The sequence below is a fragment of the Bradyrhizobium amphicarpaeae genome (assembly GCF_002266435.3).
Classification (GTDB): Bacteria; Pseudomonadota; Alphaproteobacteria; order Rhizobiales; family Xanthobacteraceae; genus Bradyrhizobium; species Bradyrhizobium amphicarpaeae.
This window is the reverse complement of the sequence record NZ_CP029426.2, coordinates 3,004,676-3,030,491: the sequence shown is the minus strand read 5'-3', so window position 1 is coordinate 3,030,491 and position 25,816 is coordinate 3,004,676. Positions and strand designations below refer to the sequence as shown.

21 protein-coding genes are annotated in these 25,816 nt (G+C 64.0%); 5 read left to right on the top strand and 16 right to left on the bottom strand.

Going from position 1 to position 25,816, the window contains the following annotated elements; all coding sequences use genetic code 11:
• The first annotated feature begins 203 nt into the window (after positions 1 to 203).
• Positions 204 to 1,685, top strand: a complete 1,482-nt coding sequence (locus CIT40_RS13875) for an amidase (protein WP_094896509.1) — start codon at positions 204 to 206, stop codon at positions 1,683 to 1,685.
• A gap of 7 nt (positions 1,686 to 1,692) precedes the next feature.
• Here the strand turns inward: CIT40_RS13875 and CIT40_RS13870 are convergent, their stop codons facing one another.
• A complete protein-coding gene (locus tag CIT40_RS13870) occupies positions 1,693 to 2,292 on the bottom strand; it encodes a TetR/AcrR family transcriptional regulator (protein WP_094896508.1) in 600 nt (199 codons plus the stop codon).
• Positions 2,293 to 2,491: 199 nt separating this feature from the next.
• On the opposite strand from CIT40_RS13870, the gene CIT40_RS13865 reads away from it, so the two are divergent.
• Both CIT40_RS13865 and CIT40_RS13860 read left to right on the top strand, forming a co-directional pair.
• Positions 2,492 to 3,736 carry an efflux RND transporter periplasmic adaptor subunit gene (locus CIT40_RS13865; protein ID WP_094896507.1) on the top strand — a complete coding sequence of 415 codons (1,245 nt, stop codon included), beginning with the start codon at positions 2,492 to 2,494 and terminating at the stop codon, positions 3,734 to 3,736.
• A 165-nt stretch (positions 3,737 to 3,901) separates the two neighbouring features.
• Complete coding sequence (locus CIT40_RS13860; RefSeq protein ID WP_094896506.1) at positions 3,902 to 7,102, top strand: efflux RND transporter permease subunit; 3,201 nt, start codon at positions 3,902 to 3,904, stop codon at positions 7,100 to 7,102.
• Here CIT40_RS13860 and CIT40_RS13855 read toward each other — a convergent pair.
• The 13 genes from CIT40_RS13855 to CIT40_RS13795 all read right to left on the bottom strand — a co-directional run bounded on the left by CIT40_RS13855 (position 7,099) and on the right by CIT40_RS13795 (position 21,184).
• Positions 7,099 to 7,827, bottom strand: coding sequence for a sulfite exporter TauE/SafE family protein (locus CIT40_RS13855; protein WP_094896505.1), 729 nt, complete (start codon positions 7,825 to 7,827; stop codon positions 7,099 to 7,101). The genes CIT40_RS13860 and CIT40_RS13855 overlap by 4 nt on opposite strands.
• Positions 7,828 to 8,013: 186 nt before the next feature.
• On the bottom strand, positions 8,014 to 8,250 hold the full coding sequence (locus tag CIT40_RS13850; protein ID WP_244611967.1) for a hypothetical protein: 237 nt from the start codon (positions 8,248 to 8,250) through the stop codon (positions 8,014 to 8,016).
• 249 nt (positions 8,251 to 8,499) lie between these two features.
• Positions 8,500 to 9,618, bottom strand: coding sequence for a helix-turn-helix transcriptional regulator (locus CIT40_RS13845; protein WP_094896502.1), 1,119 nt, complete (start codon positions 9,616 to 9,618; stop codon positions 8,500 to 8,502).
• Between the two features lie 107 nt (positions 9,619 to 9,725).
• A complete protein-coding gene (locus CIT40_RS13840) occupies positions 9,726 to 10,844 on the bottom strand; it encodes a helix-turn-helix transcriptional regulator (protein ID WP_094896501.1) in 1,119 nt (372 codons plus the stop codon).
• Between the two features lie 149 nt (positions 10,845 to 10,993).
• Positions 10,994 to 13,516: an autotransporter family protein gene (locus CIT40_RS13835; RefSeq protein WP_162307485.1), complete on the bottom strand. Its 2,523-nt coding sequence runs from the start codon at positions 13,514 to 13,516 to the stop codon at positions 10,994 to 10,996.
• A 203-nt stretch (positions 13,517 to 13,719) separates the two neighbouring features.
• A complete protein-coding gene (locus tag CIT40_RS13830) occupies positions 13,720 to 13,968 on the bottom strand; it encodes a DUF6894 family protein (RefSeq protein ID WP_094896499.1) in 249 nt (82 codons plus the stop codon).
• 113 nt (positions 13,969 to 14,081) lie between these two features.
• On the bottom strand, positions 14,082 to 15,047 hold the full coding sequence (locus CIT40_RS13825; protein ID WP_193550917.1) for a helix-turn-helix transcriptional regulator: 966 nt from the start codon (positions 15,045 to 15,047) through the stop codon (positions 14,082 to 14,084).
• Positions 15,048 to 15,281: 234 nt separating this feature from the next.
• Positions 15,282 to 16,421, bottom strand: a complete 1,140-nt coding sequence (locus tag CIT40_RS13820; protein WP_094896759.1) for a helix-turn-helix transcriptional regulator — start codon at positions 16,419 to 16,421, stop codon at positions 15,282 to 15,284.
• Positions 16,422 to 16,725: 304 nt separating this feature from the next.
• Entirely contained in the window at positions 16,726 to 17,223 is a 498-nt protein-coding gene (locus CIT40_RS13815; protein WP_094896497.1) for a hypothetical protein, read from the bottom strand.
• Positions 17,224 to 17,679: 456 nt separating this feature from the next.
• Positions 17,680 to 18,102 carry a hypothetical protein gene (locus tag CIT40_RS13810; RefSeq protein ID WP_094896496.1) on the bottom strand — a complete coding sequence of 141 codons (423 nt, stop codon included), beginning with the start codon at positions 18,100 to 18,102 and terminating at the stop codon, positions 17,680 to 17,682.
• Positions 18,103 to 18,114: 12 nt separating this feature from the next.
• On the bottom strand, positions 18,115 to 18,336 hold the full coding sequence (locus tag CIT40_RS13805; RefSeq protein ID WP_094896495.1) for a hypothetical protein: 222 nt from the start codon (positions 18,334 to 18,336) through the stop codon (positions 18,115 to 18,117).
• Positions 18,337 to 18,476: 140 nt separating this feature from the next.
• The gene (locus tag CIT40_RS13800) at positions 18,477 to 19,295 is read right to left on the bottom strand and encodes a lytic murein transglycosylase (protein WP_094896494.1); all 819 of its coding nucleotides are present in this window, start codon (positions 19,293 to 19,295) and stop codon (positions 18,477 to 18,479) included.
• Between the two features lie 35 nt (positions 19,296 to 19,330).
• Positions 19,331 to 21,184, bottom strand: a complete 1,854-nt coding sequence (locus tag CIT40_RS13795) for a flavin-containing monooxygenase (protein WP_094896493.1) — start codon at positions 21,182 to 21,184, stop codon at positions 19,331 to 19,333.
• 176 nt (positions 21,185 to 21,360) lie between these two features.
• On the opposite strand from CIT40_RS13795, the gene CIT40_RS13790 reads away from it, so the two are divergent.
• Together CIT40_RS13790 and CIT40_RS13785 are read left to right on the top strand one after the other, a co-directional pair.
• On the top strand, positions 21,361 to 22,986 hold the full coding sequence (locus tag CIT40_RS13790) for a long-chain fatty acid--CoA ligase (protein ID WP_094896758.1): 1,626 nt from the start codon (positions 21,361 to 21,363) through the stop codon (positions 22,984 to 22,986).
• 49 nt (positions 22,987 to 23,035) lie between these two features.
• Complete coding sequence (locus CIT40_RS13785) at positions 23,036 to 24,247, top strand: acyl-CoA dehydrogenase family protein (protein ID WP_094896492.1); 1,212 nt, start codon at positions 23,036 to 23,038, stop codon at positions 24,245 to 24,247.
• A gap of 33 nt (positions 24,248 to 24,280) precedes the next feature.
• Here the strand turns inward: CIT40_RS13785 and CIT40_RS13780 are convergent, their stop codons facing one another.
• Together CIT40_RS13780 and CIT40_RS13775 are read right to left on the bottom strand one after the other, a co-directional pair.
• Positions 24,281 to 25,189, bottom strand: coding sequence for an amino acid ABC transporter substrate-binding protein (locus tag CIT40_RS13780; protein WP_094896491.1), 909 nt, complete (start codon positions 25,187 to 25,189; stop codon positions 24,281 to 24,283).
• 131 nt (positions 25,190 to 25,320) lie between these two features.
• The gene (locus tag CIT40_RS13775) at positions 25,321 to 25,740 is read right to left on the bottom strand and encodes a nuclear transport factor 2 family protein (RefSeq protein WP_094896490.1); all 420 of its coding nucleotides are present in this window, start codon (positions 25,738 to 25,740) and stop codon (positions 25,321 to 25,323) included.
• Positions 25,741 to 25,816: the final 76 nt, after the last annotated feature.

The following is a 25,816-nucleotide window of genomic DNA, read 5'->3' as shown; positions in this document are numbered from 1 at the left end:
ATGGTTCGAGACGCCCGCTTTGGCAGGCGTCTCGAAGAATGGCCACAGGCAACGGTCCATCCCCGCCCCAACCGGCGGGCATACCCGTCGCGCTGCCTCCTCATCGCCATTTCAAAATCGCATGTTTGGTGCCCCGCGCGATCGGCGCGGCGGGGTAGCGTCAACCCGGCGATGAGATACATTGATGCATTGGAGGTCGTCATATGACCGCAGATGCTGCTGACCTGAACTATGGCTCGATCGGCGCACTGCTGAGCGCCCTGCACGCGCGCAAGCTCTCCTCATTGGAGCTGCTCGAACACACGATCGCGCGCATCGAGGCGCTGGACGGCCCGATCAACGCCATCATCGTTCGCGATTTCGATCGTGCCAGGGAGGCCGCACGCGCGGCCGATGCCGCCCTTGACCGCGGGGAAAGGCTGCCGTTGCTCGGCATTCCCGTGACCATAAAAGAGCCGTTCAATGTCGCCGGCCTGCCGACGACATGGGGCTTTGCGCATTTCAGGGATTTTCACCCGACAGAGGATGCTCTGGTTGTTTCTCGGCTCAAGACTGCTGGCGCCATTATCCTCGGCAAGACCAACATCCCGATCGGGCTGCGGGATTTCCAGAGCTACAACGAGATCTACGGGACGACCAACAACCCGTGGGATCTCGGCCGGTCGCCCGGCGGCTCCTCGGGCGGATGCGGGGCCGCTCTCGCGGCAGGGTTCAGTCCGCTCTCGATCGGCTCGGATATCGGCGGCTCGATCCGGGTGCCTGCGCATTTCTGCGGCGTGTTCGGACACAAGCCGAGCCTCGGCCTGGTCCCGCTGCGCGGATACAGTTTGCCGCCGGCCTCGCCCGTGCCTGGACAGGGCGATCTCGCCGTCGTCGGGCCGATGGCGCGCACCGCCTCGGACCTTGCTCTGTCGCTCGACGTGATCGCCGGCCCCGATGAGACGCGCGACGGCGTCGGCTATCGCCTCGCGCTGGCCGCCCCGCGCCATGAGCAACTCGAGGATTTCAGGATCCTGGTGATCGACACGCATCCGCTGATGCCGACGGGCGACGCCGTGCGCTCTGCCATCGGACGATTGGCCGAACGGCTCGAACGTGCGGGCGCGCAAGTCGCCCGCACGAGCGCGTCACTGCCCGATCTCGCGGACTCCGCCCGGCTCTATATGAGGCTGTTGAACGGAGCGAGGAGCCCGCGCCTGACGCCGGCCGCCCTCGCCGAAGCGCAAGCAGCTGCCGCAACACTGGCGTCTGATGACCGCAGCCTGCAGGCCGAACGCGCTCGTGGCTGGGGCATGAGCCACCGCGAATGGCTCGCGGCCGATGCGGCGCGGCTGCAATTGCAGCAGAAGTGGTATCAGTTCTTCCGCGAGTTCGATGCGGTGATCTATCCCGCCGCCGCTGTGCCAGCCTTCCTGCAAGACCAGTCCGAGCCGTTCGACGCCCGAACGCTGGACATCGACGGTAAGCGCTTCAATTATTCCGACGCATGCTTCATCTGGGCCGACCCCGCCTCGACCTGCGGACTGCCGGCAACCGCCGTCCCGATCGAGCGCACGCCGGCGGGCCTGCCGGTCGGCGTGCAGATCATCGGGCCGTATCTGGAGGATCGCACGACGATCGCACTGGCCGGACTGATCGAACGCGAGTTCGGCGGTTTCGTTGCGCCGCCGTCGCTTCCAAAATGATTCAGGTTCAATCGGCCGATTGCGCCTCGACCGCCTGCACCGCGACGCTCGCCACCTGCCGCAGCGCTTCGCGATCCGCGCCGGAGGATGCCATCACGCCCATGCCGACCGAGACGGCCGAGACATAGCGGGCGAGCGCGGCGGGGTCGGCACTTTCCTTGAGATCGCCTTCGGCCTTGGCGCGGATGAAACGGTCGCGGAGTTGGTCTTCATTCCGGGCGCGGTGGGCGGCGAGTTCGAACGGGACGTTCTCGGAGCCGGTGCCGCAGGCGATGCCGCCCTGCACGAGCAGGCAGCCGGGCGGATTGGCCGGATCGGTCTGCTTGTCGGCGATGCCCATCAGCATCCGTTCGGCAACCTCGCGGGCGGTGGATGCGGCCACCACCTCGTTCATCCAGACATTGCGCAGTTTGGTGTAACGGTCGAGCGCGGCCTTCAGCAGGCCTTCCTTGTTGCCGAAGCAGGCGTAGAGACTTGGGGGATTGATGCCCATGGCCTCGGTCAGCTGGGCGATGGTGGCGCCCTCATAGCCGTGGCGCCAAAACACTTCCATCGCCTGATCCAACGCCGTTTCGGCGTTGAATTCGCGGGGACGTCCCATGCGCATGTTCCCTGTCTCCTCGGAAGCGGCGGCCTGTGTCGGTCTAACGCCGGTCCTATCTATTTGTTCTAGCTTTCTTTTTCTTGTGTCTTCCCATCGTCGCGGTATCGGCGTACAATTTTCTTAGTGACTGGTACATAAGTATCTTGCACTGCGGCATCCAGCTCCACATCTGTAGTGAACACTACATATCTGGAGCGCGCAAATGCACCCCGCCCGAAATACCTCCCGCACCGGCCGTTTCCGCCGCCTCCTTGGCGGCGTTGCCATCGTCGGTGCCCTCGCCGTAGCCGGTACGATCGCGACCGGCCACTATCTTCGTTCGGCCCAGGCAACCGCAACGGCCGCCGCGGCTGAACAGGCGGTGCCGGTCACCGTCGCCATGATCGAACCACGGCAGACCGCGCTGTGGGACGATTTCTCCGGCCGATTGGAAGCCATCAACCGCGTCGAGCTCCGCCCGCGCGTTGCCGGTGCGATCCTTGCGACGGAGTTCACCGAAGGCGCGCTGGTGAAGGCCGGCGACATTCTCTTCAAGATCGATCCGGCGCCCTACGCCGCCGAGGTCGACAAGGCCAACGCCCAGCTCGAGGCCGCAAAGGCGCGCGTGGTGTTCACCACCAGCGAGGTCGAACGCGGCGCGCAGCTTGTCGGCAACGCCGTGGTGACGCGGCGTGATTTCGACCAGCGCGAGAACGCCAACCGCGAAGCGATCGCCAGCGTGAAGGCGGCCGAGGCAACGCTCCAAACCGCAAAGCTCAATCTCGACTACACCGAGGTGCGCGCGCCCGTGGACGGGCGCGTCGGCAAGATCGAGATCACCGTCGGCAATCTCGTCGCTGCCGGCACCGCCTCCCCGGTGCTGACCTCGCTGGTCTCGGTCAATCCGATCTATGCCTCGTTCGATGCCGACGAAGAGGTGGTCCTGCGCGCGCTGAACTCGATCGCCGATAGCTCAGGCCTGCGCGGCAAGCTCGACCAGATCCCGGTGGAGATGACGACCTCCGGCGGCCTCTCGGCGAAAGGCCACATCCAGCTCATCGACAACCAGGTCAACGGCCAGAGCGGTACCATCCGCGTCCGCGCGGTATTCAGGAACGAGGACGGGCGTCTGATCCCCGGCCAGTTTGCCCGCGTGCGCATGGGACAGCCAAAGCAGCAGACGCTGGTGATGATCGACGAGCGCGCGATCGGCACCGACCAGGACAAGAAGTTCGTAATGGCGGTCGGCGACGACAGCCGCGCGGTCTACCGGCCGATCACGCTCGGCGGCGCCGTCGACGGGCTTCGCATCGTCACCTCGGGCCTGAAGTCCGGCGATCGCATCGTCGTCAACGGTCTGCAGCGCGTGCGTCCGGGCGCCCTGCTCAAGACGGAGGTCGCGGCGATGGGCGCGCGCGGGCAGCAAGCAGCCTCCAATCACAGCAACCAGGACGTGGTGCAACGCTAGTGCTTTCCGTCATCCCGGGACGCGCGTAGCGCGAACCCGGGATCTCGAGCTTACGAAACTCCGATCACTCCACCTCTGGATTCCGGGTCTGCGCGCTTACGCGCACGCCCCGGAATGACGGTGAGGCGATCGGAGATCGGGTTGATGTTGCCCAGAGGCAAAGCCATGAATCTCTCGAAATTCTTCATCGATCGTCCGATTTTTGCCGGCGTGCTGTCGGTCCTGATCTTCCTTGCCGGCCTGATCTCGCTGTTCGCAATGCCGATCTCGGAATATCCGGACGTGGTGCCGCCCTCCGTCGTGGTGCGCGCCAACTATCCCGGCGCCAATCCCAAGGTGATCGCCGAGACGGTCGCGACCCCGATCGAGGAGCAGATCAACGGCGTCGAGAACATGCTGTACATGTCGAGCCAGGCGACCACCGACGGCGCAATGACGCTGACGGTGACGTTCCGGCTCGGCACGGACCCCGACAAGGCGACGCAGCTGGTGCAAAACCGCGTGCAGCAGGCCGAGCCCCGTCTCCCGGCCGTGGTGCGCCAACTCGGCATCATCACCAAGAAGTCGTCGCCCGACCTCACCATGGTCGTGCATCTGTTGTCGCCGAACGGCCGCTACGACATGACGTATCTGCGCAACTACGCGGTGCTCAACGTCAAGGACCGGCTGGCGCGGATCGACGGCGTCGGCGACGTCCAGCTCTACGGCGCCGGCGACTATTCCATGCGGGTCTGGGTCGATCCGCAGAAGGCGGCCGAGCACGGCCTGACCGCGAGCGACATCGTCCGATCGATCCAGGCGCAGAACGTCGAGGCCGCCGCCGGCGTCGTCGGCTCCTCCCCGAACGTGAAGGGCATCGACCTGCAACTGTCCGTCAATGCGGAAGGCCGGCTCTCCAGCGAAGATCAGTTCGGCGACATCGTGGTCAAGACCGGCTCGCGCGGCGAAGTCGTGCGGCTGCGCGACGTTGCGCGGATCGAGCTCGGCGCCTCGCAATACGGCCTGCGCTCGCTGCTCGACAACAAGCAGGCGGTGGCAATCCCGATCTTCCAGGCGCCGGGGTCCAACGCGCTGCAGATCTCGGACAACGTCCGCGCCACCATGGCCGAAATCAAGAAGAACATGCCGGAGGGCGTGTCCTACCAGATCGTCTACGACCCCACCCAGTTCGTGCGCTCATCGATCGAGGCCGTCATCCACACGCTGCTGGAAGCGATCGCGCTGGTGGTGCTGGTGGTGATCCTGTTCCTGCAGACCTGGCGCGCTTCGATCATCCCGCTGCTGGCGGTGCCGGTGTCGATCGTCGGCACGTTCGCGGTGATGCACGTGTTCGGCTTCTCCATCAACGCGCTCAGCCTGTTCGGTCTCGTGCTCGCGATCGGCATCGTCGTCGACGACGCCATCGTCGTGGTCGAGAATGTCGAGCGCAACATCGAGGCCGGGCTGTCGCCTCGCGACGCCACCTATCAGGCCATGCGCGAGGTATCGGGCCCGATCATCGCCATCGCGATGGTGCTGATCGCGGTGTTCGTGCCGCTGGCCTTCATCTCCGGCCTCACCGGGCAGTTCTACAAGCAATTCGCACTGACGATCGCGATCTCGACCGTGATCTCGGCGGTCAACTCGCTGACGCTGTCGCCGGCGCTGTCGGCGCTGCTGCTCAAGGGACACGACGAGCCCAAAGACAAGCTCACGCTGATCATGGAAAAGGGCCTTGGCTGGTTCTTCCGCGGCTTCAACAAGGCCTTCACGCGCTCCTCGGATAATTACAGCGGCACCGTCACCAAGGTGATCTCCGGCAAGGCCGCGGTGATGGGGCTCTACGTGGTGCTGGTCGGTCTCACCGCCCTGCTGTTCCAGCAAGTGCCTGGCGGATTCGTGCCCGGCCAGGACAAGCAGTATCTGGTCGGCTTCTCGCGCCTGCCCGATGGCGCGACGCTCGACCGCACCGAAGAGGTGATCCGCAAGATGAGCGACATTGCGCTGACCCAGCCCGGTGTCGAGAGCTCCGTTGCCTTCCCCGGCCTGTCGATCTCCGGCTTCACCAACTCGTCCAATGCCGGCATCGTGTTCTCGACGCTGAAGCCGTTCGACGAGCGCAAGGGCGCGGAGTTGAGCGGGAACGCCATCGCGGCCGAGCTGAACAAGAAATATGCCGGCATCCAGGAGGCCTTCATCGCCATGTTCCCGCCGCCGCCGGTCAACGGTCTCGGCACCATCGGCGGCTTCAAGCTTCAGATCGAGGACCGCGCCGGTCTCGGCTACGAGGCGTTGAACGAGGCGACCAACGCATTCATGGCGGCGATGCAGAAGGCACCGGAGATCGCCGGCGTGTTCTCCAGCTTCCAGGTCAACGTGCCCCAGCTGTTCGCCGACATCGACCGCACCAAGGCGCTGCAGCTCGGCGTGCCCGTGACTGAAGTCTTCAACACGCTGCAGATCTACCTCGGGTCGTACTACGTCAACGACTTCAACAAGTTCGGCCGCACCTATTCGGTCTATGTGCAGGCCGACGCACCGTTCCGTGCGCGCGCCGACGACATCAGGCAGTTGAAGGTGCGCTCGTCCTCGGGCGACATGGTGCCGTTGTCGGCGCTGCTCAACATCCGCCAGAGCGCGGGACCGGAGCGCGCGATCCGCTACAACGGATTCCTGTCATCCGACATCAACGCCGCCGCCGCGCCCGGCTTCTCGTCGGGCCAGGCGCAGGAGGCAGCGACCCGGATCGCGGCAGAGACGCTGCCGCCCGGCTTTGCCTTCGAATGGACCGACCTGACCTATCAGGAGTTCATCGCCGGCAATTCCGGCCTCTGGGTGTTCCCGCTGGCGATCCTGCTGGTGTTCCTGGTGCTGGCCGCGCTCTACGAGAGCCTGACGCTGCCGCTCTCGATCATCATGATCGTGCCGATGGGCCTGCTCGCCGCCATGTTCGGCGTCTGGATCTCCAAGGGCGACAACAACGTCTTCACCCAGATCGGCCTGATCGTTCTGGTGGGACTCTCGGCCAAGAACGCGATCCTGATCGTCGAATTCGCGCGCGAGCTCGAATTCGCGGGGCGCCCGCCGATCCGTGCCGCGATCGAAGCGAGCCGCTTGCGGCTTCGCCCGATCCTGATGACGTCGATGGCGTTCATCATGGGCGTGCTGCCGCTGGTGCTCTCGACCGGCGCGGGCTCGGAGATGCGGCGAGCCATGGGCGTTGCCGTGTTCTCCGGCATGATCGGCGTCACCGTGTTCGGCCTGTTCCTGACGCCGGTGTTCTACGTGCTGCTGCGGACCGTGACCGGCAACAAGCCGCTAGTGCATCACGGCAGCGACATCAGCGCGGCACCGGTTCAGGGGTCGATCACCACGCCTTCCCACTAAACCAGGGAGACGCCCGAGAGCAGCAACAGGACGAGCACGGTCTTGCGAAAGACCGTCTCGTTGACGCGGTGAAAGGCGATCACGCCGAGCGCCGAACCAGCGAACAGTGCCGGCAGGCTGACCGCGAGATCGACGAAGACTTTCGACGACAGGTCTTGGTGTCCGACCAGCAGGACGATCGCGAATACCTGCATCGCGGCGATGAAAGGCTGTATCAGACCGCGCTGCTCGCTCTTGGGCATGCCGCGCATGTCGCACCAGATCGTCGGGATCGCGCCCGGCATCGCCGTCAGCCCGCCGACCAGCCCTCCGCCGAAGCCGATCAGCGCGACCCAGTGCCGGCCGACCGCGTCACCGGCGGTGATCAGCGTCGGGCGCAGCAGCATGTAGGCCGCATAGAGCGCAACCACGATACCGAAGCCGCGCCTGAGCAGATGCGTATCCACGCTCTGCAGCAGCGACACTGCGATGGGCACGCCGATCAATCCGCCGACGATCAGCAGCAGACTGCCCTCCCAGCGGATGCTGCGCCGGAGCGCCCAGAGATTGGTCGCCTGCACGCCGATGCTGCACGCCATCATCAACGGCACGGCCTCGAGCGGCTGAAACACCCGCAGCAGGATCGCCCCCGCGACGGCCGAGAACGCGAAACCCGAGAGCCCCGACACGAAGGCGCCGGCGAACACGGCAACGCTAAGCAGAATCAGAGTCGTGACATCAGGCACGGACCGTCCTCCGGTCAATCATAGGGGGTCTGCGGAACGGCAGCATCCGGGCTGTCGGTGCAGGCGGCCGCCTCGTGCGAAAACGACATCTGCATGGCATGAGCGTGGGATCGTTCCAGAAGCGCCAGCCCGATCAGTTGAAGCGCGACGAGCGCCGTCGTCAGCGCGATCGCGACGATGTTGAAATTACGCGCGCTCGTAGGCCGGCTGGCCGGCGCCGCGCTCGCGCGCATCAGATCCGTGGGCATGTCCTGAAATATCCTCTTGCTTGCTGAGCGGAGCGATTTCGTTCAAAGGCAATATCTCGTCCGGCCGGGCCAGCAGATGGTGATAGCGCTGCAATGCGCGCCGCGCCTCGATCCTGCGCTGCTCGCGGAACACAGCGCCGACGCGAGCGACGATGTCGCGGAACTTGTCGGCCATGGCAAATGACGTCCTTCGCATGACGATCTCCTCTCAACCCGTGACAGAGAATGATTGGGTTCACGCCGGCCTGCCGTGAGTTGCTTCACAGAAAATATGAGACGTCGAACAACAACGCGTGTGATGCGTGACTAGAAGAGAACGCAAAAAATCGCGTCATTCGATCGAATGACGCGCGATAACTTTCAAATGATGTCTCTGTTTGAACCTGTTCGCGAGCTGCGGCGAAGAGTCCGCGACGCGGGCGCGTCAGTGCAGCAGCGGATTGGAGAATCCCGCCGCAAGCTTGACGAGATCGGCCTGACGGGACACGCCGGTCTTGGCGAAGACGCGATGCAGATGCGTCTTCACCGTCGTCTCGGCGATCCCCAACGCTACCGCGGTCTCCGGCACTCCGCCGACCTCGACGATCGACTGGAGAACCCTCAGTTCCGCCGGCGTCAGTTCGAAGGTGCGGTTGATCAGGCCGGCACTGGAGCGACTGTCGAGTTCCGCTTTCCAGACCAGCAAGGCTCCGACCGCCGAGCTGCGCTCGGTCGCCCCATCGCGCAGCAGCGACGGCAGCGCGATCACGTGCGCGACGTAGTGCGAACCATCATGCGACGTCAGAGGGATCTTTCGACCATCGGCCGCGGCGACCGCCACCTCGCCCGGATCACGAAAGATATTGCGCAGGGCCAGATTGGCCTCGGAGGATCTCGTCGCCAGCCGACCGGCGATCGAGCGCAGGACGTCGTCCTCGGCCAGGATCGTCTCGGCCGCCGGATTGCTGTGGACGATCCGGCAGGCTGCATCGAGCAGGATGACGCCGGCATTCAGACGATCGACGACGTCGGCAAGCGCGCTGGCGCGTTGCTGCTTCCGCTCGATGGCGCGGTTGATCAGCAGCGCCCGGCTCGCATGCGGGGCCAGGAACTGCATGCGCGCGCGCTGCTCGGCGTCGAGCATCTCCCTGCCCGGGATGACGGTCAGCAGCATCGGACACGGCGAGTTCGACTGCTCGAGCACCACGTTGGCGACGTCGATGCAGCCCTGCGGGCGCAGCCATTCCTGATAGAAGCGTCCGCGGCGGTACTCGTCGAAATTCACGAGGTCCGGAATGTTGCGGACCTCGCCGTAACGGGGAAGCCGGGCGAGCGGATCGTACCGGGCGTAGGTTTCTGAATAGAGCTGGATATAGTGAGGATCGACGCCGCAATAATAATGCGTCGCACCTGATTTGTTGACCGTATCCTTCGAAATCAGACCGCAGGCCTGGCTGCCGATGAACCCATTGAGCATGACGACGACGTCGCTCCACAACTCGGGGTGGAGTCCTGCATCATAAATGCTCTCGATCAGCTCGGAATGTTTGGCAGCTCGGGGCATCGGAAGAGCCAATGGTCACATTCGAAAGTTTGCGGAATGTTCTTCGTGCCTTCCGGCTCCTGTGAGTCTGTGGCGAGAGCAAAAGGTTCAACGCAGACGGCGATCTGTCAGTGGACGAGCGGATTGGCAAATCCCGCCGCGAGCTTGACGAGATCGGCCTGCCGGGACACGCCGGTCTTGGCGAAGACGCGATGCAGATGCGTCTTCACGGTCGTCTCCGCGATACCGAGTGCTGCCGCCGTCTCCGGGACGCCGCCGACCTCCACGATCGACAGGAATACGCGGCGCTCCGCCGGCGTCAGCTCGAACGTTCGCGCGATCAATTCGCCACAGGATTGTCCACCGAGCGACACCTTGCGCACGAGCAGCGCTCCGGCGGCATCGGCCACGCGCTCGTTGCCATCGCGCAACAGGGACGACAATGGCAGCATGTGAGCGACATAGCGCTCGCCGGTGGCGGACAACAGCGGAATCGCATCGCCGCCCGCGGCAAGCGGTGCGCCGTCACCGCGGCCCGCAAATGCCTTGCGCAGCACCTGGTTGGCTTCAGTGCTGCTGGTGACAAGCTGCCCGGCAACCGACCGCACCACGTCATCGGCCGCGAGCAGGATCTGGCCAGCCGAATTCGCGTGCACCAGGCGGCAGACGCCGTCGAGCAGGAAGATTCCGACCGCCAGATTGTCGAGCACGTCCGCCAGCGCCGTCGCCAGCGTCAGTTGCGCGGTCATGGCGCGGTTGATCAGCAGCGCGCGGCTGGCGTGCGGCACCAGCAGCGACAGGCGCTGCTTCATGCCCCGATCGACCATGCGGCGGCCCGACAGCACGGTCATCATCACCGGGCAGCTCGCATTCGACATTTCGAGCACGACATTGGCCGCATCGCGGCACCCCTGCGGCTGCATCCATTCCTGATAGAAGCGGCCGCGCCGGTACTCATCGAAATTGACCAGATCTGGAATGCTCACAATCCGGCCGTGCGGCGGCAGGACCGACAGCGGATCGAATTTCGCATGGGTCTCGGCATAGAGCTGGATGTAGTGCGGGTCCGCTCCGCAATAGTAATGCGTGACCCCGGATTTGCTGATCGCATCCTTGGAGAACAGCCCGCAGGCCTGGCCGCCCACGAAATCGCGGACGCCGGCCACCACATCATTCCACAGCGAGGGATCGAGCCCGGCATCGTAAATGGACTCGACGAGAGCTGGCAGCTTTTGCGATCCGTGCATGGCTCAGAATGGCACTGAATGATCAATGCCGGAAGTATAACGCAACCGCAGCACGCGGCATCCTCCGATCGGAGGAGGAGGAGGCGCCGGCCGGGCGGATGGAGCCCGGCCGGCGGCATCGCGTTCGAACCGCCAGGGCTGATGCCGGCTCAGAACGCGACGCGAACGCCACCCTTGGCCGTACCGCTGCGGCTCTGGTCGGACATCATCATGCCCTCAAGCGCGCCGAACACCGACACGTTGGGCCCGGTACGGTAGTCGAAGCCGAGGCCGGCCACCGCACCCACCGTGCTGCGGCTGCCCGGCGTGACGAACGACAGGTTCTGGCCGATCAGCACCGTGTTGATGGTGGTGTCGCCGACGCGCTGGAGCGCGATGACGCCGCCATGGACGTTGGCCTTGAGTTCACCGCCGACGAAACTCGCCACCCGCGACAGATCGACCTCGCCCCGTTCCTCGAAATCCTGCAGCGTGCGACCGCCGACCGAGAGCGACTGCGCCGAACCCGTCTCGCTATAGCCGTCGAACCGGCCGGCGACGTAGCGCAGCCGCGCCGTCGGCGTCAGCACATAGCCGTTGCCGATGTCGAGCTTGTAGCCGTAGGCGACCTCCGGGCTGACGTACCAGCCGCTGTAATTCGCCGTCGCGGTCTCCATGCCGCCGACGGCCGCATTGTTCAGCACCAGGCGGCGAGACTTGTTGTCTGCATTGCCGCCCTGGAAGGTGAAGTCGAAGAATTGCGAAGCCCATTCGAAGCGGCTGTAGACGCCGCCGAAGACGTAATTGGTGTCGACCGACTGCGAATTGAGATCGACCGAGAGACCGCCCTGCCCGCCGCCGAGGAAGGCGCCGACCAGCCAGTCCGGCCGCACCTTGCGATCGACACCGATCGCCCCGCCCCACGCCGTCGAGGTCGCACGCAGGGTCGCCGTGGTCTCGTCCTGGATGCGCTGCCCGCCGAAGCTGTTGGCCCAGACCGTGATCGGCGCCGGATCGGTCCAGAGGCTGCGCGGTGCCTTGGCGAAGGGACCGGCCTGCGCGGTCTCCGGCGCGTAGGCCATCGCCATCATGTTGCTGCCGCTCTGCCCGGCGCCGCCGTTCAGGCGTCCCTGCACCAGCGAGGAGGCGCCGCCGGTGAAGTCCATTAAGGTGCGGTCGGTCTGCGCCAGCGCGGTGGGGTCGAGCGTCGCCAGTGTGCCGCCGGCGAAGACCGATGGACCGTTGAAGCCGCCGCCCGAGATGTTGGTGTTGATGGTGCCGGTGAAGTTGACGAAGGTCGGAAGCTGGATGCTCGTCAGGGACGATACCCGGCTGCTCAAAGGAATGAAGTTGACGTTGACGACGTCGGCACCGAATCCGAAATCGACCACGCCGTTGATCTTCGATCCAGGTAGCAGCGTCAGCGTATCTGCGCTGTTGGACAGCAGGATCGCAACCCCGCCGGCGCCGGTGATCGTGCCGGAATTCGTGATGTTCGATCCATCGCTCGAGGTGATGCCGAACCTGCCGATGATCGTGCCGGAATTTTTGACAGTCGCCTGGGTCGTCAGGATGCCGCTGCCATTGGTCGTCGAGCCCTGAAGCAAGCCGGTATTCGTGACATTGGCAACATTGGCGTTGACGGCGGCGCGCCCTCCGATGATCGATCCGGAATTGTTGACGTTGCCGAAGATCGCGCTGACGCCGCGGTCCGCCGTGACGGTTCCAGAGTTGTCGAGGTTCACCGTGACGCCGCTCAGGCCGAAGCCGAGCGTCGTCGCAATCCGGCCGGCATTGGTCACATTCACCGTCGTGGCGAAAATCACGGTGGAGCCGCTGGTGATGGTGCCGCTGTTCAGCACGTTAGCCGCGCCGTTTCCGGCGTTGATGCCGGATTGGGTCCCGCTGATCGTACCGCTGTTGCGGACGGTCGCATCTCCCGCGTCCACTACGATGGCAATGCCCGTGCCGCCGTCGGCGCTGATCGTCCCGGCATTGTCGATGACGGCCGAGGTCGCGGCGAAAACCGCATTGGTTCCAGCAGTGACGGTGCCGGCTGCACGGTTCGTCAGATTGATGCTTTTTGCCATGATCCCGGCTTCATGACCGGCAATCGCACCGGAATTGTCGACAGTCGCCAGACGATCGGAGAAGATCGCGACGCCCGATGTTCGGGTCTGCGTGATCAGACCTGTGCTGAGGTTGGTGACGGTCGCATTGCCATTGGTGTCGATGGCTCTGTCCTCGCCCCTGATCGTGCCGGCATTGCCGAGAACGATTGTCGTCGGCGTAATGGCGTTGAAGCCCTCAATCGTCGCCCCCACCAGGTTATTGATCGTCATGTCGCCACCGGTAATACCAGCCGCGTTCGACCCACTGATCGTGCCTGCGTTCGTGAAAACGCTGTTGAGGCCCACCTTAAAGCCAAAATCGCTTCCCCGGACGGTAACGCCCGCGCGGATGTCATAGGAATTGTTGTCGTCGTTGCTGGTACCGTAGCCAGTGCCGGCGCCCTGCTGGGTGTCCGTGTCGGTCGCGCACACCACCGTCGCATTGCTGACCGGCGCCGTCGGTGTACAGGCGGCGATGGCAGGCTGGCTCACAAATATCGAGATGACCAGCGCGGCCGGAATCCAGAGGCGCAGCGAGCGCTTCGCCAAACGCCAGTGTGCAACGCCGTCCAAACCCGTCATAATCATTTCCAGTTCCTCGTCACCCGCGAGCCGTCGTCCGCCATCCCGCCCGATGGAAGCGGCGGCCTGGATTCGCTGAACGCCAGGTTAGGAAGGAGCGTCACTTCAGACTTGGACGAATACGACCGGAGCTCGGCCTGGAACGAACCGATGCCGCTTCGTGCCGCACTGATGCGTAATTGCGACACCGTGCTTCGAAAGAACTACGCCTGGTCCCAGCCGACCTTCTCGGCATTCTCCGCCCAGACCGGGGAGCGATAGATCTCGTTGCCGCCGGCATCCCTGACGCGAATCCAGGCGTCGCGGTCGCGCAGATCGTCGCGCCAGACGAACAGGTGCTTCGCCATCTCGTCAGCAACGATGAACGTCGCCCCGGCCTGCTCGAAGATCATACCGCCAGGGTCGATCTTCACGATATTGCCGACCAGCAGGTCGAAAAAGAAACGGCGCATTCGATACTCCGGCTGCCGATGCCGCACGCAACGCGGTGGTCATGACTTCGCGATCAGGGATCGGCCAGATCCCTGCCAGTCGATTGAAACTGGTTTGAATTCAGTCGCGACGGCTACGGCATCTCGCCGCTCCTGACGTCGCTCGGCGTCGCGTTGTAGGTCCGCCGGAAACAGCGGTTGAAATAAGAGAGATCGCCGAAGCCGACGTCGTAGGCGATCGAGCTCACCGTTCGCCCGGCGTATCCGGGTTCCCGCAGCATGCGATGCGCCCGCTTGACGCGCTGCTCGATCAGGAAGGAGGAGAAGGTCTTGCCGTCGGCCTCGAACAGGCGCTGGAGATAGCGCGGCGTCACGCCGAGCTCCTGGGCAACCGAGGCCACCGAGAGATCCTGCCGCCAGCAATTGTTGGCGATGGAGACTTTCGCCTTCTGGAGACGGGCCGCCTTGACACCGCGCCGTCCGGCCAGCTCCCGCGTCTCACCGGTCGCGCCGAGGACGATCGCCAGAAGATCATGCAGATGCCCGACCCCGAGCTTCCGGAGCTCGGGCATCGCGAACGCATTCTCCCGCACCAGCGTCACCGCGTAATCGACCAGCAGACCGAGTCCGGTGGAGCTTTCCGGCATGACGCGCATCATGGCATCATCGACGTCCACGATCATCGGCGCCAGTACGCGCCTCGGCACACGCAACGAGAGGCAGATCCCCAGCCTTAGCCGCTCGAACGTCGTGACGTCCTCCGCGCTCGTCAGGACCGCTTCCCCTGCATGGAGCTGCAGATCGTGTCCTCGCTCGGATATCCCTAGAACGCCGGACCTGTTCACGATCAGGGCAAGACTGTCGTCGCCATCGGCCACCAGTTGCTTGGTGCGAATGACCCGCGCTCCGCACAATCCCCCGATCAGCAACTGGGCTTCCGGCATAACGTGGGACGTGAAGCTCGCCGCGGCCGGCTTTCCTTCCCTTGCCTCGACCTCTGCCTTCAGCACCCCGCGACAATAGAAATCGCGAAGCACCGAGATGCGGTCGCCTTCAGGAATTTCATTGGTCGAAACGTTAAGAACGGAAAAATCATCCATGCTGCTCACTGCAATCTCTCCAACCGACGAGCAGGCCGGCCATACGCTGTCGTTTCCTCACACGCGCGTTCGATGCCATCGCGGCATGTTCGTGCGGCGGGCGCTGCTCTTCTTTCAAGCGCGATATACGAAAGTCTCGAATGGCTGGCGTCCTGCGTTCGGAGGACCCGAGATCGCGACCCATCACAATGGATTGAGAGCGCGGCGCGTAACACCGAAGCACGTGAATGCGTATCACGCGGCCCTGTCATCGCCGCCCGTCCGTCGCCCGAATGGAACGGCAAAGCCGGCGGCGATCTTCACCAGATCAGCCTGCCTGCCCGCGCCCGTCTTCTCGAACAGGCGACCGAGATGCGTCTTCACAGTCGTTTCGGCGATGCCGAGTTTTGCGGCGATGTCGGGAACACCGCCGATCTCGACGATTGCCATCAGCACGCGCAATTCGGATGGCGTCAGCCTGAAGGCCGCTGCAATCGCGGCAGTGGCGAGCATTGGCGACATGGATGCCCTTTGAATGAAGAGCATCGTGGCCGCTGCATCCCGCGCCAAGCTGCGGTCCCGCTTCAGCGGAAGGGCATGAAGCAGATAGTGCTGCCCATCAGTCGACGTCGCAAGCTCGATCCGACGGCGAGCGCTATCATCGATTTCGCACAGGCCACGGAATATTTTGTCGGTCTGGGTGTTACGGGCCACGATCCGGTCGCCGACCATCGCAAGCAAATTAGCGTCGGCGAACAACTGGCGGCATGCTGCGTTGGCATGGACGACCCGGCCGTCGGCGTCCAGCAGGCAGATCGCCGTGTTCAATCCGTCGAGGACGTCGGCGAGGTCGTCCACCGTGTGGGAGCGTGCCCTGATCTGTCGGCCCATAATATGGGACCGATGGACGTGCGGAGCGAGCAGCCGCATGCGTTCGCGCATCGCCTCGTCGACGGTTCCGCGGGAGCGATGACGCAGCACCTGCAGGATCGTGGTGCGGGCGGCGGTCTTCTCGAGCGCGACCGTCGCGATGTCGATGGCCCCTTGCGGTTCCACCCACTCGCGATGGAAGCTCGTCTCGATAAAATCCGCATAGGACATGATGTCGGTCACGCCGATCGTCCGTTCGGGCGCGAGGGTGAGATGACGGTCGAGCAGAGGATCGAGCTCCACATACCGATCGCGATAAAGCTGACGGAAGCGGGCGTCGGTTCCAAAATGCTGGTGAATCTCGATCGAAAGCCGCGCGGAATCCCTGGACAGGATCATCGCGGCGCAACCACCGACGAACTGCGAAATCTGTTCCAACGCGCCGCTGCGCAACGCGGGGTCAACTGCCGCATCGTAGATCTCGCCGATGAGAGACGAGAACCGATTTGCCTGATGGATCGTCATCGGACGGACGACGCCATTTGCCGGCGGCCCGTCCGAGACGGGCGGCTCGCGATCCGGGAGCTGACGGAGAAGACGGGCCGGTCGATTGCGGCCTTCGGCGAGAAAATAACGTTGCAGCCGGATGCTGGAATCTCGAACATCGTCCTTGCGTAACGTCAACCGCAGGGTGCGGCTTGGACGGTTTCGCCAAAGACTAGGATAAATGCGAACAGCGCGCGTACTCTGTGCGATGAGTCACGCGCGGGTTCGCTGCCACCCACTTCATTGCGGAGATCCTGCCGGCTTCACAGCCGGCAGCGGCAATCTATTTCCGATTCTCCTCGCAGAACTTCAACGCCGCCAGCGCTTCGCCAGCACGCGGAAGCTGCATCTCGATACTGTCGTCGTCATCGTCCTCGAAATCGAGCGTCAGGCGCCTCGCCTTCGACAGGCGGTCCATCATCGACTGGTCGTACTCGAAGATGCCGCGCACGGTGGTCTTGTCCATGACCTCCCACTTCGCCTTCTTCATGATGTCGGCGTCGTCGGTGCCGACGTCGGCCCGGAGGATCTCGCCGACCTTCTCCCACTCCCAGCCGTCGTAGATCATCACGATCACGATCGCCTTGTCGGAATAGGTGATCACAATGACGTAGTCGCGGTTCTCGTCATCCTTGTCCTTGTAGCCACGGCTCGCATTGCAATGCGTATCCTGCGTGCGCTTTTCGATGGTCCAGTCGCCGACCTTGGATTGCTGCGCAAGCGCCGGCCCGGCGCCCAGGGCGCCCGCGGTCAGCACAGCGGCGAGAAGATATCGTTTCATGTCAGCCTCCAGCGCGTTCCCGGGCTGAGATGACCACCTCCGCGGGAGTGCCGCAAGGCCTTACCTGGGGAGCCTCATCTTGATCGCCCCACCAGAAGGCGCGGCTCAAGACATTAACCAGGAATGAGACGTAGCTTCTCTGCGCCGCACAAACCAGCCCAGGGTTCCACGCGAAACCCCTTTCCCGGTGCGACGAAACACGCCTGAAACAGACGGCCGTCTAAGTGGTTGTCAAAATAAATACAGGGACGGCCACCATGCAATTCCTCCTCGACCTGATCTACGATTATTCCTGCTGCCGCAACCTCGTCGCCCATTCGCACCGGGAGGACGAACTATGATCGAGCTGATTTCAGGCCTGCTCGCCCTCTGCAGCATCGGTGTCTTCGCGGCGCATGCGCTGGATGCCTACCGCACCACACATTACTGAGCACCGCGCGCTTCACCGTTCAGCCGCTAGAAAGGCCGACGGTAGAACTGCTCGGAATGCGTTGCCGGCGGAAAACGGTTGGCGAGCGAGAGCGCGCCTTTTTCGTCCGTCTCGATCGCGATTTTCTGGGCCAGCATGACGTCGCCCGGCACCAGGAAGCCTGACGGGACGAAGCACCATCCCATCATCGCCCGGCCGTCGCCGTCGATTTCGTGGACGTTGGCGGCCGTGCCGTAATGTATGCGATAGGTCTTGCCGGTGTCGCAGCCGATGACGTCGAAATACCGATGCTCTTCGAACTGTGCGCGTTGTGCGGGCGAAAGCCATTCGAACAGCAGCCGGCGGCCACGCGCGTCCGGCGTGTTCTCGCCGAAGAAGCGCCGATAGAGTTCACGCAGCGCATGCAGACGCGCACGCGCCGGCGCGCGGAGCCAAACCGCCGTCATCATGAGCAGCTCAGATCAACCGCCGACCAGGCGAGGATAGAACAGCGTTTCCTGCGCGGTCGGGTCGAACGATTTGACGCGAGTGACTTCGCCGGGTCCGGTTCGGAGGGCGGCGGTGAAGCCGGCCCCCGTCAGCTCCCGAAAGCGCCGTTCGGCTCGCGCCAGCGCTTCGGCATTGTCAGGATCAAACTCGTGGCGCGTATCGCCAGTCTGGTCCATCACGATCTGGGTAGCCATGTTGAGTCTCCTCATGCCCAGCCCTGAATCTGATCAAAGCAAACCTCGTGCCGTCGGTTCCGGATGGCAACAACTTTCTCGTGTCGGCGCATCACGCCTTGCTGAGCAGAACGTCTTCGAGCGACGTGGACGGGGTTTCTTCAGCGCGACGCCGCCGTCCCGCCGCCCTCGTCGATCTGCCGGCCCATCAGCGCGATCGCCTTCTGATAGACGCCCGCCGCATTCCAAGCCTCGATGGCGGCGAAATTCGGTTCGCCCGGCTGGTATCCGGCTCCCGCGCGCCAGCCATGCGCTTTGAGGAAATTCGCCGTCGAGTTCAGCGCGTTGGCGGCAACTTCGAGATTTCCGGTGCCATAGGCCAGGATGTTCTTGGGCATGAACTGGGTCTGGCCGACCTCGCCGTGCATCGAGCCGCGGGTCGCCCCCGACAGTGTGCCGCGGTCCACCAGCTTCAGGGCGGCGTAGAGCTGATCGGTGAAGAATTCGGGGCGGCGGCAGTCATAGGCTAGGGTTGCGATCGACGACAGCATGTTCTGGTTGCCGCGCTGGCTGCCGAAACCGGTCTCCATCCCCCAGATCGCGAGGAGCGGTCCGGGCGGGACGCCATAGCGCTGCTGGATCGAGGCGAACAAGGCCGCCTGCGACTGCTTGAGCTGGCGCCCCTTGGCGACGATGGTGGTGGCGCCGCGCTTGGCGAGGAACTGGTCGAGCGTCAGCTGAAAGCTCCGCTGGCCGCGGTCGGCCGCGATGGTGGCGCTGGCGTAGTTGGTCTGCATCAAGGCCGAGAGCGCGGTCTGGCCGATGCCCTTGCCCTGCGCCTCCGCGCTGAACTCGCGCTTCCAGGCCTCGAACCCCGCCGGCGAGCTGCCGCATTGCGCGGCCTCGGCGGCCGGCGCCAGGCACCCGAGCAGCGCCATCGCGCCAACAACCGCTCCCGCAACAGCCCTGCCCCTGATCATACCAAGTCTCCGTCCTGTACCGATCGGCGCGCATCTTAACCGGTGGAAGACGCCGACTCCATGGCCCGATCATAGGACAATTCGAGCCCTTCCAGATTGCCTTCCTTCCGCCATTTGTCGAGCAGCCGCAGGAACGCCATCGGCCCGCGCCAATATTGGCTGTTTCTTGCCGCGATCGGATCGAACACGCCCTCATTGTTGTAGTAACCCGGCGTGCATTCGGCGAGATAGGTCTGCCGGCCGATCGCAGCCTTGACGACCTCCTCGACCCAGGCGTTCTCGGCGGCGAGCGTCGGCTCCAGCGTTCGGGCTTTGCGCTTGCGCACTTCGGCGATCACATAGGCGATGTGCTGCGACTGCTCGTCGATGATGTGCGGGAAGTTGGCGCTCTGGCCGGCCTGCACGGTGACGATCAGGAAGCAGTTCGGGAAGCCGCGGCTGTAGAAGCCGTGCATCGTCTTGACGCCGTCCCGCCAGCGCTCGGACAGGCTCATGCCGTCGCGGCCATGGACCTCGAAGCCCATGCGGCGGGCGTAGTCGGTGCCGACCTCGAAACCGCTGGCGTAGATCAGGCAGTCGAGCTCGTAGGCCTTGCCGCCGGCCACGACGGCATTCTCCGTGATACGCTCGACGCCCTGTCCCTGGGTGTCGACCAGATGCACGTTCGGGCGATTGAAGGTGTCGAGATATTCGTCGTGGAAGCAAGGCCGCTTGCAGAACGCCTTGTACCAGGGCTTGAGCGCGTCCGCGGTCGCGGTGTCCCTGACCACCGCATCGACGCGGGCGCGGATCTCCTCCATCTTGCGGTAGTCGGCCTGCTCGATGACCTTCAGCGCCTCTTCCATGGAAGTCACCGGCTGCTTCTGACGACGCGGCGCCAGCAGGATCTCGCCGAGCAGGCCGGTCCAGCCGTCCTGCACCAGGTCCCGCTCGAACGGCTCGCCTGATATCACCGCGGTGAAATTGTCCATGCGCTGGCGCTGCCAGCCGGGCTTGAGGCTCTGCGCCCAGTCCTGATCCGTCGACCGGTCGTCGCGCACGCCGATCGCGGACGGCGTGCGCTGGAAGACATAGAGCTCTTTCGCCGAGCGGCCGAGATGCGGCACGCATTGCACGGCGGTGGCGCCGGTGCCGATGATTCCGACGCGCTTGTCGGCAAGTCCGCTCAGACCACCATCCGCATTGCCGCCGGTGTAGCCGTAATCCCAACGGCTGGTATGAAAGCTGTGCCCCTTGAAGGTCTCGATGCCGGGAATGCCCGGCAGCTTCGGCCGGCTGAGCGGACCTCCGGCGAGAATGACGAAGCGTGCGCGGATCTGATCGCCCCTGCTGGTCTCGACCAGCCAGCGCGCCTCCTGCTCCTGCCATGTCATCCGCGCGATGACGGTCTGAAACAGCGCGCGATCGTAGAGGCCGAAATGGCGGCCGATACGACGGGAGTGCTCGTAGATCTCCGGCGCCCGGGCGTATTTGCGCACCGGCATGTAGCCGGTCTCTTCCAGCAGCGGCAGATAGATGTAGCTCTCGGTATCGCAGGCCGCGCCGGGATAGCGATTCCAGTACCAGGTGCCGCCGAAATCCGCAGCCTTTTCCACGATACGGAAATCGTCGATGCCGGCCTCGCGCAAGCGCGCACCGCAAAGCAGACCGCCGAAGCCGCCGCCGACGACGAGCACTTCCGTCTCTTCACTGATGGGTTCGCGCGCAAAGCCGGGATCGGCCCAGGGGTCATCGAGGTATCGGCCGAAATCGCCTGACACCTCGACATACTGCGCTTTGCCCTCGGCACGCAGGCGGCGATCGCGCTCGTCGCGATAGCGCGCACGGAGCGAGGCAATATCGACGGTAGGTTCGCCGGCTGCACCCGTCTTGTGTCTTTCCGCTGACATCCATTTCCTCCAGGGAGACGCTGCTTCTTCGGCAACTCATCTCCAATTAGCCCTGAAAAAGCGACGCACGCAATCACATCACCCGTTTTTTGCGTGAACGGCGCGGTGCGTTCCGCTAACCTCACGCGCAAATCACAAGCGCAACGCCACGCAACGACGTGGCCGTGGAGGAAACGATGCAGGGATTGATGATGGACATGCCGCTTCTGATCAGCGGCCTGATCCAGTATGCCGCGGACTATCACGGCGAAGCCGAGATCGTCGCGCGCGAGATCGAGGGCGACGTCCATCGTTACACTTATGCCGACGCCCATCCGCGCATCAAGCGCATGGCACTGGCGTTGAAGCGGCTCGGCATGAATCCGGGCGATCGCGTCGGCACGCTGGCCTGGAATACGCATCGTCATTTCGAGATGTTCTATGCGGCGCCGGGCATGGGCTATGTGCTGCACACCGTCAACCCACGGCTGTTTCCCGAACAGCTCGTCTACATCATCAACCACGCCGAAGACCGCCTGCTGTTCATTGACCGCGCCACGCTGCCGATCGTCGAGGCGATCGCGCCGCAGCTGAAGACGATCGAGGCCTATGTCGTGATGTCCTCGCGCGAGCGGATGCCGGAGACCAAACTTGCCAACGTGCATTGTTACGAAGAGCTGCTGGACAAGGAGAACGACGCCGGCTTCGCTTGGCCGGAGTTCGACGAAAAGTCCGCCTCCACCATCTGCTACACCTCGGGCACGACCGGCAATCCCAAGGGCGTGATCTATTCGCACCGCGCCGCGATCCTGCAGACCATGACCTGCAGCAGTTTCGACTTCCTGCCGGGCCATGTCGAAGGCGTGCGCGAGGTGATGATGCCGATGGCGCCGCTGTTCCACGGCAATGGCTGGAACATGCCGTTCACCGCGCCCTATACCGGCTCGAAGCTGGTGCTGCCCGGCCGCAATTACGAGCCCGACAAGCTCTATGAATTGCTCGAAGGCGAAAAGGTGACGCTGTCGGCGGGCGTGCCGAGCTTCTGGCTCATTCTGCTCGACTGGCTGGGCCGCACCGGCAACAAATTCTCCACGCTACGGGCGACGCTGTCGTCAGGCTCGGCGCCGCCGCGCGCCATGGTCGAGAAGCTCAAGCGTGACTACGATATCGACTACATACAGGCCTGGGGCATGACCGAGGCGCTGGGCTGCTCGATGCCGGGCTTGAGGCCCGGCTCGGAGCATCTCAGCGACAAGGAGAAATTCGACCGGCGCCAGGTCTCCGGCCGCGCCTGTTTCGGCACTGCCTTGCGTATCGTCGATGACGCCGGAAACGAGCTGCCGCGCGATGGCAAGACCGTCGGCCATCTCCGCGCCCGCGGTCCCTGGGTCGCCTCCGGCTACATGAAGCTCGAGGAAGGTCTCGACCGCGACGGCTGGTTGATCACCGGCGACATGGCCGTGATCGACAGCCAGGGCCACGTCACGCTCACCGACCGCTCCAAGGACGTCATCAAGTCCGGCGGCGAATGGATCTCCTCGATCCAGCTCGAGGACGTCGCCTTGTCCCACCCCGATGTGCTTCAGGCCGCGGTGGTCGCGATCAACCATGAGAAATGGCAGGAACGTCCCCTGCTCCTGGTCGTCCGCAGGAAGGGCGCAACCGTCGACGGCAAAACGCTGCTTGACCACATGCGCCCGAGAATCGCCAACTGGTGGATGCCGGACGCCGTCGAATTCCTCGACGAATTTCCGATGACCGGCACGGGCAAGGTGCTCAAATCCACGCTGCGCGAGAAATTCAGGGACTATCGCGTCGCTTGAAGCGACGCGCGCTGGAGCCCGCACCGTCCGCCGATCAAGGAGACCAGAGATGCTCTACCCGATGTCACCAAAAGTCGTCGAGCTCAAGCGCAAGCTCGAGAGCTTCATGGATCGGCACATCTACCCGAACGAGGAGCGTTTCTATCGCGAGGCGGAAGAGCTGGGACCCTGGAAGGTCTATCCGGTCGTCGAGCAGCTGAAGCCGCTGGCGCGCGCCGAAGGCCTCTGGAATCTGTTCCTGCCTGAGTCCGGCCATGGTGCAGGCCTGACCAATCTCGAATACGCCCCGCTCTGCGAAGTGATGGGCCGCTCTCACCTGGCGCCTGAAGTCTTCAACTGCTCGGCGCCCGACACCGGCAACATGGAGGTGCTGGAGCGTTATGGTTCGGAGAAGGACAAGGAGCGCTGGCTGAAGCCGCTGCTCGCCGGCGAGATCCGTTCCTGCTTTGCGATGACCGAGCCGGCAGTGGCCTCCTCCGACGCAACCAACATCGAAAGCTCGATCGTGGGCGATGGCGACCATTACGTCATCAACGGCCGCAAATGGTACACGACCAACGCGACCGACCCGCGCTGCAAGATCTGCATCTTCATGGGCAAGACAGATCCGGACAATCCGGACCGTCACAGGCAGCAATCGATGATCCTGGTGCCGATGGACACGCCAGGCATCGAGGTGAAGCGCCCGCTGCCCGTGTTCGGGTTCTATGGTGTCCCCGACCGCGCCTCCGAAGTCGTCTTCACCAACGTGCGCGTCCCCAGGGAGAACATGCTACTCGGCGAGGGCCGCGGCTTCGAGATCGCGCAGGGCCGGCTCGGCCCGGGCCGCATCCACCACTGCATGCGGCTGATCGGCCTCGCCGAACGTACGCTGGAAAAAATGTGCCGCCGCGTGCGCAGCCGCGTCGCCTTCGGCAAGCCGGTCTCGGAGCAGACCGTGACGCAGGAGCGCATTGCGGAATCCCGCATCATGATCGAGCAGGCCCGGCTCCTGACGCTGAACGCGGCCTATGCCATGGACACGGTCGGCAACAAGGTGGCGAAAGCCGAGATCGCGATGATCAAGGTCGCCGTGCCCAACATGGCCTGCCAGGTCATCGACTGGGCGATCCAGGCCCATGGCGGCGGCGGCACCTCGAACGATTTCGGGCTGACGCAAGCTTATGCCACCGCGCGATTGCTGCGGCTTGCCGACGGACCGGACGAGGTCCATCGGAACCAGATCGCCCGGTTCGAGCTGAAAAAATATTCGAACGGGTGAGAAGCGCGAAGTGCGCGATCGAGCGCCCTCGCCTCAGTTCACCACATACACGTCGGGATCTGCGCTCGAGCTCGGCTTCTTGAAGGCGTTGCGCAGGGCGGGCGACATCGGGACGTTGTAGTTGAGGCCGTTCGGCGGCGTCGGCGATTGCAGCCATTTCTTGTAGAGCACCTCGATCTCCGGGCTCGCGTAGAGCTCCGCAGTCGCGCGGTCGGCGAGCGCCTTGAACGGCGCATCCTCACGCCTCAGCATGATGCCGTAGGGCTCGGGCTTGGAGAACGCCTCCTCGCTGATCATGAAGGCTTGCGGCTCCTTCGAGCGCGCGATCGCGACCGCGAGTTGCACGTCGTCGAGTGCGTAAGCCTGGGCACGGTCGGTTTCCAGCAGCAGGAACGCCTCGGCCTGGTCCTTCGCCGGCATGATATTGATGCCGAGATTGCGCTCCGTATTGACCTTGGCGAGCTGCGTCAGGTTGACCGAGCCGGCCACCGCCGTGACCGCCTTGCCCTTGAGGTCGTCGATGGTGTTGATCTTCGCGGCCTTCTTGGCAGCAAAGCGCGTCGCGCTGAGGAAATGCGTGTTGGTGAAGGCGACCTGCTTCTGCCGGTCGGCGTTGTTGGTGGTCGCCGAGCAGTGCAGGTCGAGCGTGCCGTTGACCATCAAGGGAATCCGGTTCGACGAGGTCACCGCGAGCGTGTCGACGGCGATGTCGGGCATGTTGAGCTGCTTCTTCACCGCATCGACGACTTTGAGGCAGATGTCCATGGCGAAGCCGACCGGCTTCTGGTTGCCGTCCAGATAGCTGAACGGCACGGACGCTTCCTGATAGCCGAGCGTGACCTTCTTCGTCTCCTTAATCTTCTGGAGCGTGCCCGTGAGGTCCTCGGCCGAGGCGGCACTCGCAAGACATGAGACGGCCAGAAAAATGATAGGTAGACGCATCGGGGGCTCCTAAAGGGGATTCGCGCCGTATCCGGGCGCAAACACGGAACTTGATAGCGCAGGCGCGCTCCAGCCGCCACACGTGCTTGCGCCTAGCAGTTATCGCAGCTTTCGATACGGTGAGATTGCCACTACGCCTCGATGCCGCGCTGGAGCAGGATGCGCTCGGCGCTGTCGTTCCAGACGTCCATCTTGGTAATCTTGCCGTTACGAACCACGAAGCGGTCGACGTAGCGGTTGCCCTCGAACGGGGTCCCGTCCATCCATTCGCCGTAGAGCGTGCCGACGCTGTAGACCACGGTCTCGCCGTCGCCGGGGCAGACGTCGAACCGGTCCATCCTCTTCTTGACCCAGCGATAGCGCTTGGCGTTGAAACCCGTCGGGCCGCGCGGGTGATCGAATTCGCGCCCGCCGGTGAACGTGATCACCGTGCCCGGCGCCATATAGGCCGCCGCAGCATCCGGATCGGGAATCATCGATGCCGTGAGATAGGCCTCGACGATCGCCGCGTCGGACAAGTGTGCAGTTTCGGCTCTTGCGGCAACGGACATGGCAGGTTCTCCCAAGGTTCGCGGAATATTAACGCCACTGTCTCGGAATCCATGCATATATTTTGAACATTTGCCT

Bases quoted from the DNA above. Each gene is read 5' to 3' on its own strand.
- CIT40_RS13875 (WP_094896509.1), top strand. From the start codon at position 204: ATGACCGCAGATGCTGCTGACCTGAACTATGGCTCGATCGGCGCACTG.
- CIT40_RS13870 (WP_094896508.1), bottom strand. From the start codon at position 2,292: ATGCGCATGGGACGTCCCCGCGAATTCAACGCCGAAACGGCGTTGGAT.
- CIT40_RS13865 (WP_094896507.1), top strand. From the start codon at position 2,492: ATGCACCCCGCCCGAAATACCTCCCGCACCGGCCGTTTCCGCCGCCTC.
- CIT40_RS13860 (WP_094896506.1), top strand. From the start codon at position 3,902: ATGAATCTCTCGAAATTCTTCATCGATCGTCCGATTTTTGCCGGCGTG.
- CIT40_RS13850 (WP_244611967.1), bottom strand. From the start codon at position 8,250: ATGGCCGACAAGTTCCGCGACATCGTCGCTCGCGTCGGCGCTGTGTTC.
- CIT40_RS13845 (WP_094896502.1), bottom strand. From the start codon at position 9,618: ATGCCCCGAGCTGCCAAACATTCCGAGCTGATCGAGAGCATTTATGAT.
- CIT40_RS13840 (WP_094896501.1), bottom strand. From the start codon at position 10,844: ATGCACGGATCGCAAAAGCTGCCAGCTCTCGTCGAGTCCATTTACGAT.
- CIT40_RS13835 (WP_162307485.1), bottom strand. From the start codon at position 13,516: ATGACGGGTTTGGACGGCGTTGCACACTGGCGTTTGGCGAAGCGCTCG.
- CIT40_RS13830 (WP_094896499.1), bottom strand. From the start codon at position 13,968: ATGCGCCGTTTCTTTTTCGACCTGCTGGTCGGCAATATCGTGAAGATC.
- CIT40_RS13825 (WP_193550917.1), bottom strand. From the start codon at position 15,047: ATGGATGATTTTTCCGTTCTTAACGTTTCGACCAATGAAATTCCTGAA.
- CIT40_RS13820 (WP_094896759.1), bottom strand. From the start codon at position 16,421: ATGACGATCCATCAGGCAAATCGGTTCTCGTCTCTCATCGGCGAGATC.
- CIT40_RS13815 (WP_094896497.1), bottom strand. From the start codon at position 17,223: ATGAAACGATATCTTCTCGCCGCTGTGCTGACCGCGGGCGCCCTGGGC.
- CIT40_RS13810 (WP_094896496.1), bottom strand. From the start codon at position 18,102: ATGATGACGGCGGTTTGGCTCCGCGCGCCGGCGCGTGCGCGTCTGCAT.
- CIT40_RS13805 (WP_094896495.1), bottom strand. From the start codon at position 18,336: ATGGCTACCCAGATCGTGATGGACCAGACTGGCGATACGCGCCACGAG.
- CIT40_RS13800 (WP_094896494.1), bottom strand. From the start codon at position 19,295: ATGATCAGGGGCAGGGCTGTTGCGGGAGCGGTTGTTGGCGCGATGGCG.
- CIT40_RS13795 (WP_094896493.1), bottom strand. From the start codon at position 21,184: ATGTCAGCGGAAAGACACAAGACGGGTGCAGCCGGCGAACCTACCGTC.
- CIT40_RS13790 (WP_094896758.1), top strand. From the start codon at position 21,361: ATGCAGGGATTGATGATGGACATGCCGCTTCTGATCAGCGGCCTGATC.
- CIT40_RS13785 (WP_094896492.1), top strand. From the start codon at position 23,036: ATGCTCTACCCGATGTCACCAAAAGTCGTCGAGCTCAAGCGCAAGCTC.
- CIT40_RS13780 (WP_094896491.1), bottom strand. From the start codon at position 25,189: ATGCGTCTACCTATCATTTTTCTGGCCGTCTCATGTCTTGCGAGTGCC.
- CIT40_RS13775 (WP_094896490.1), bottom strand. From the start codon at position 25,740: ATGTCCGTTGCCGCAAGAGCCGAAACTGCACACTTGTCCGACGCGGCG.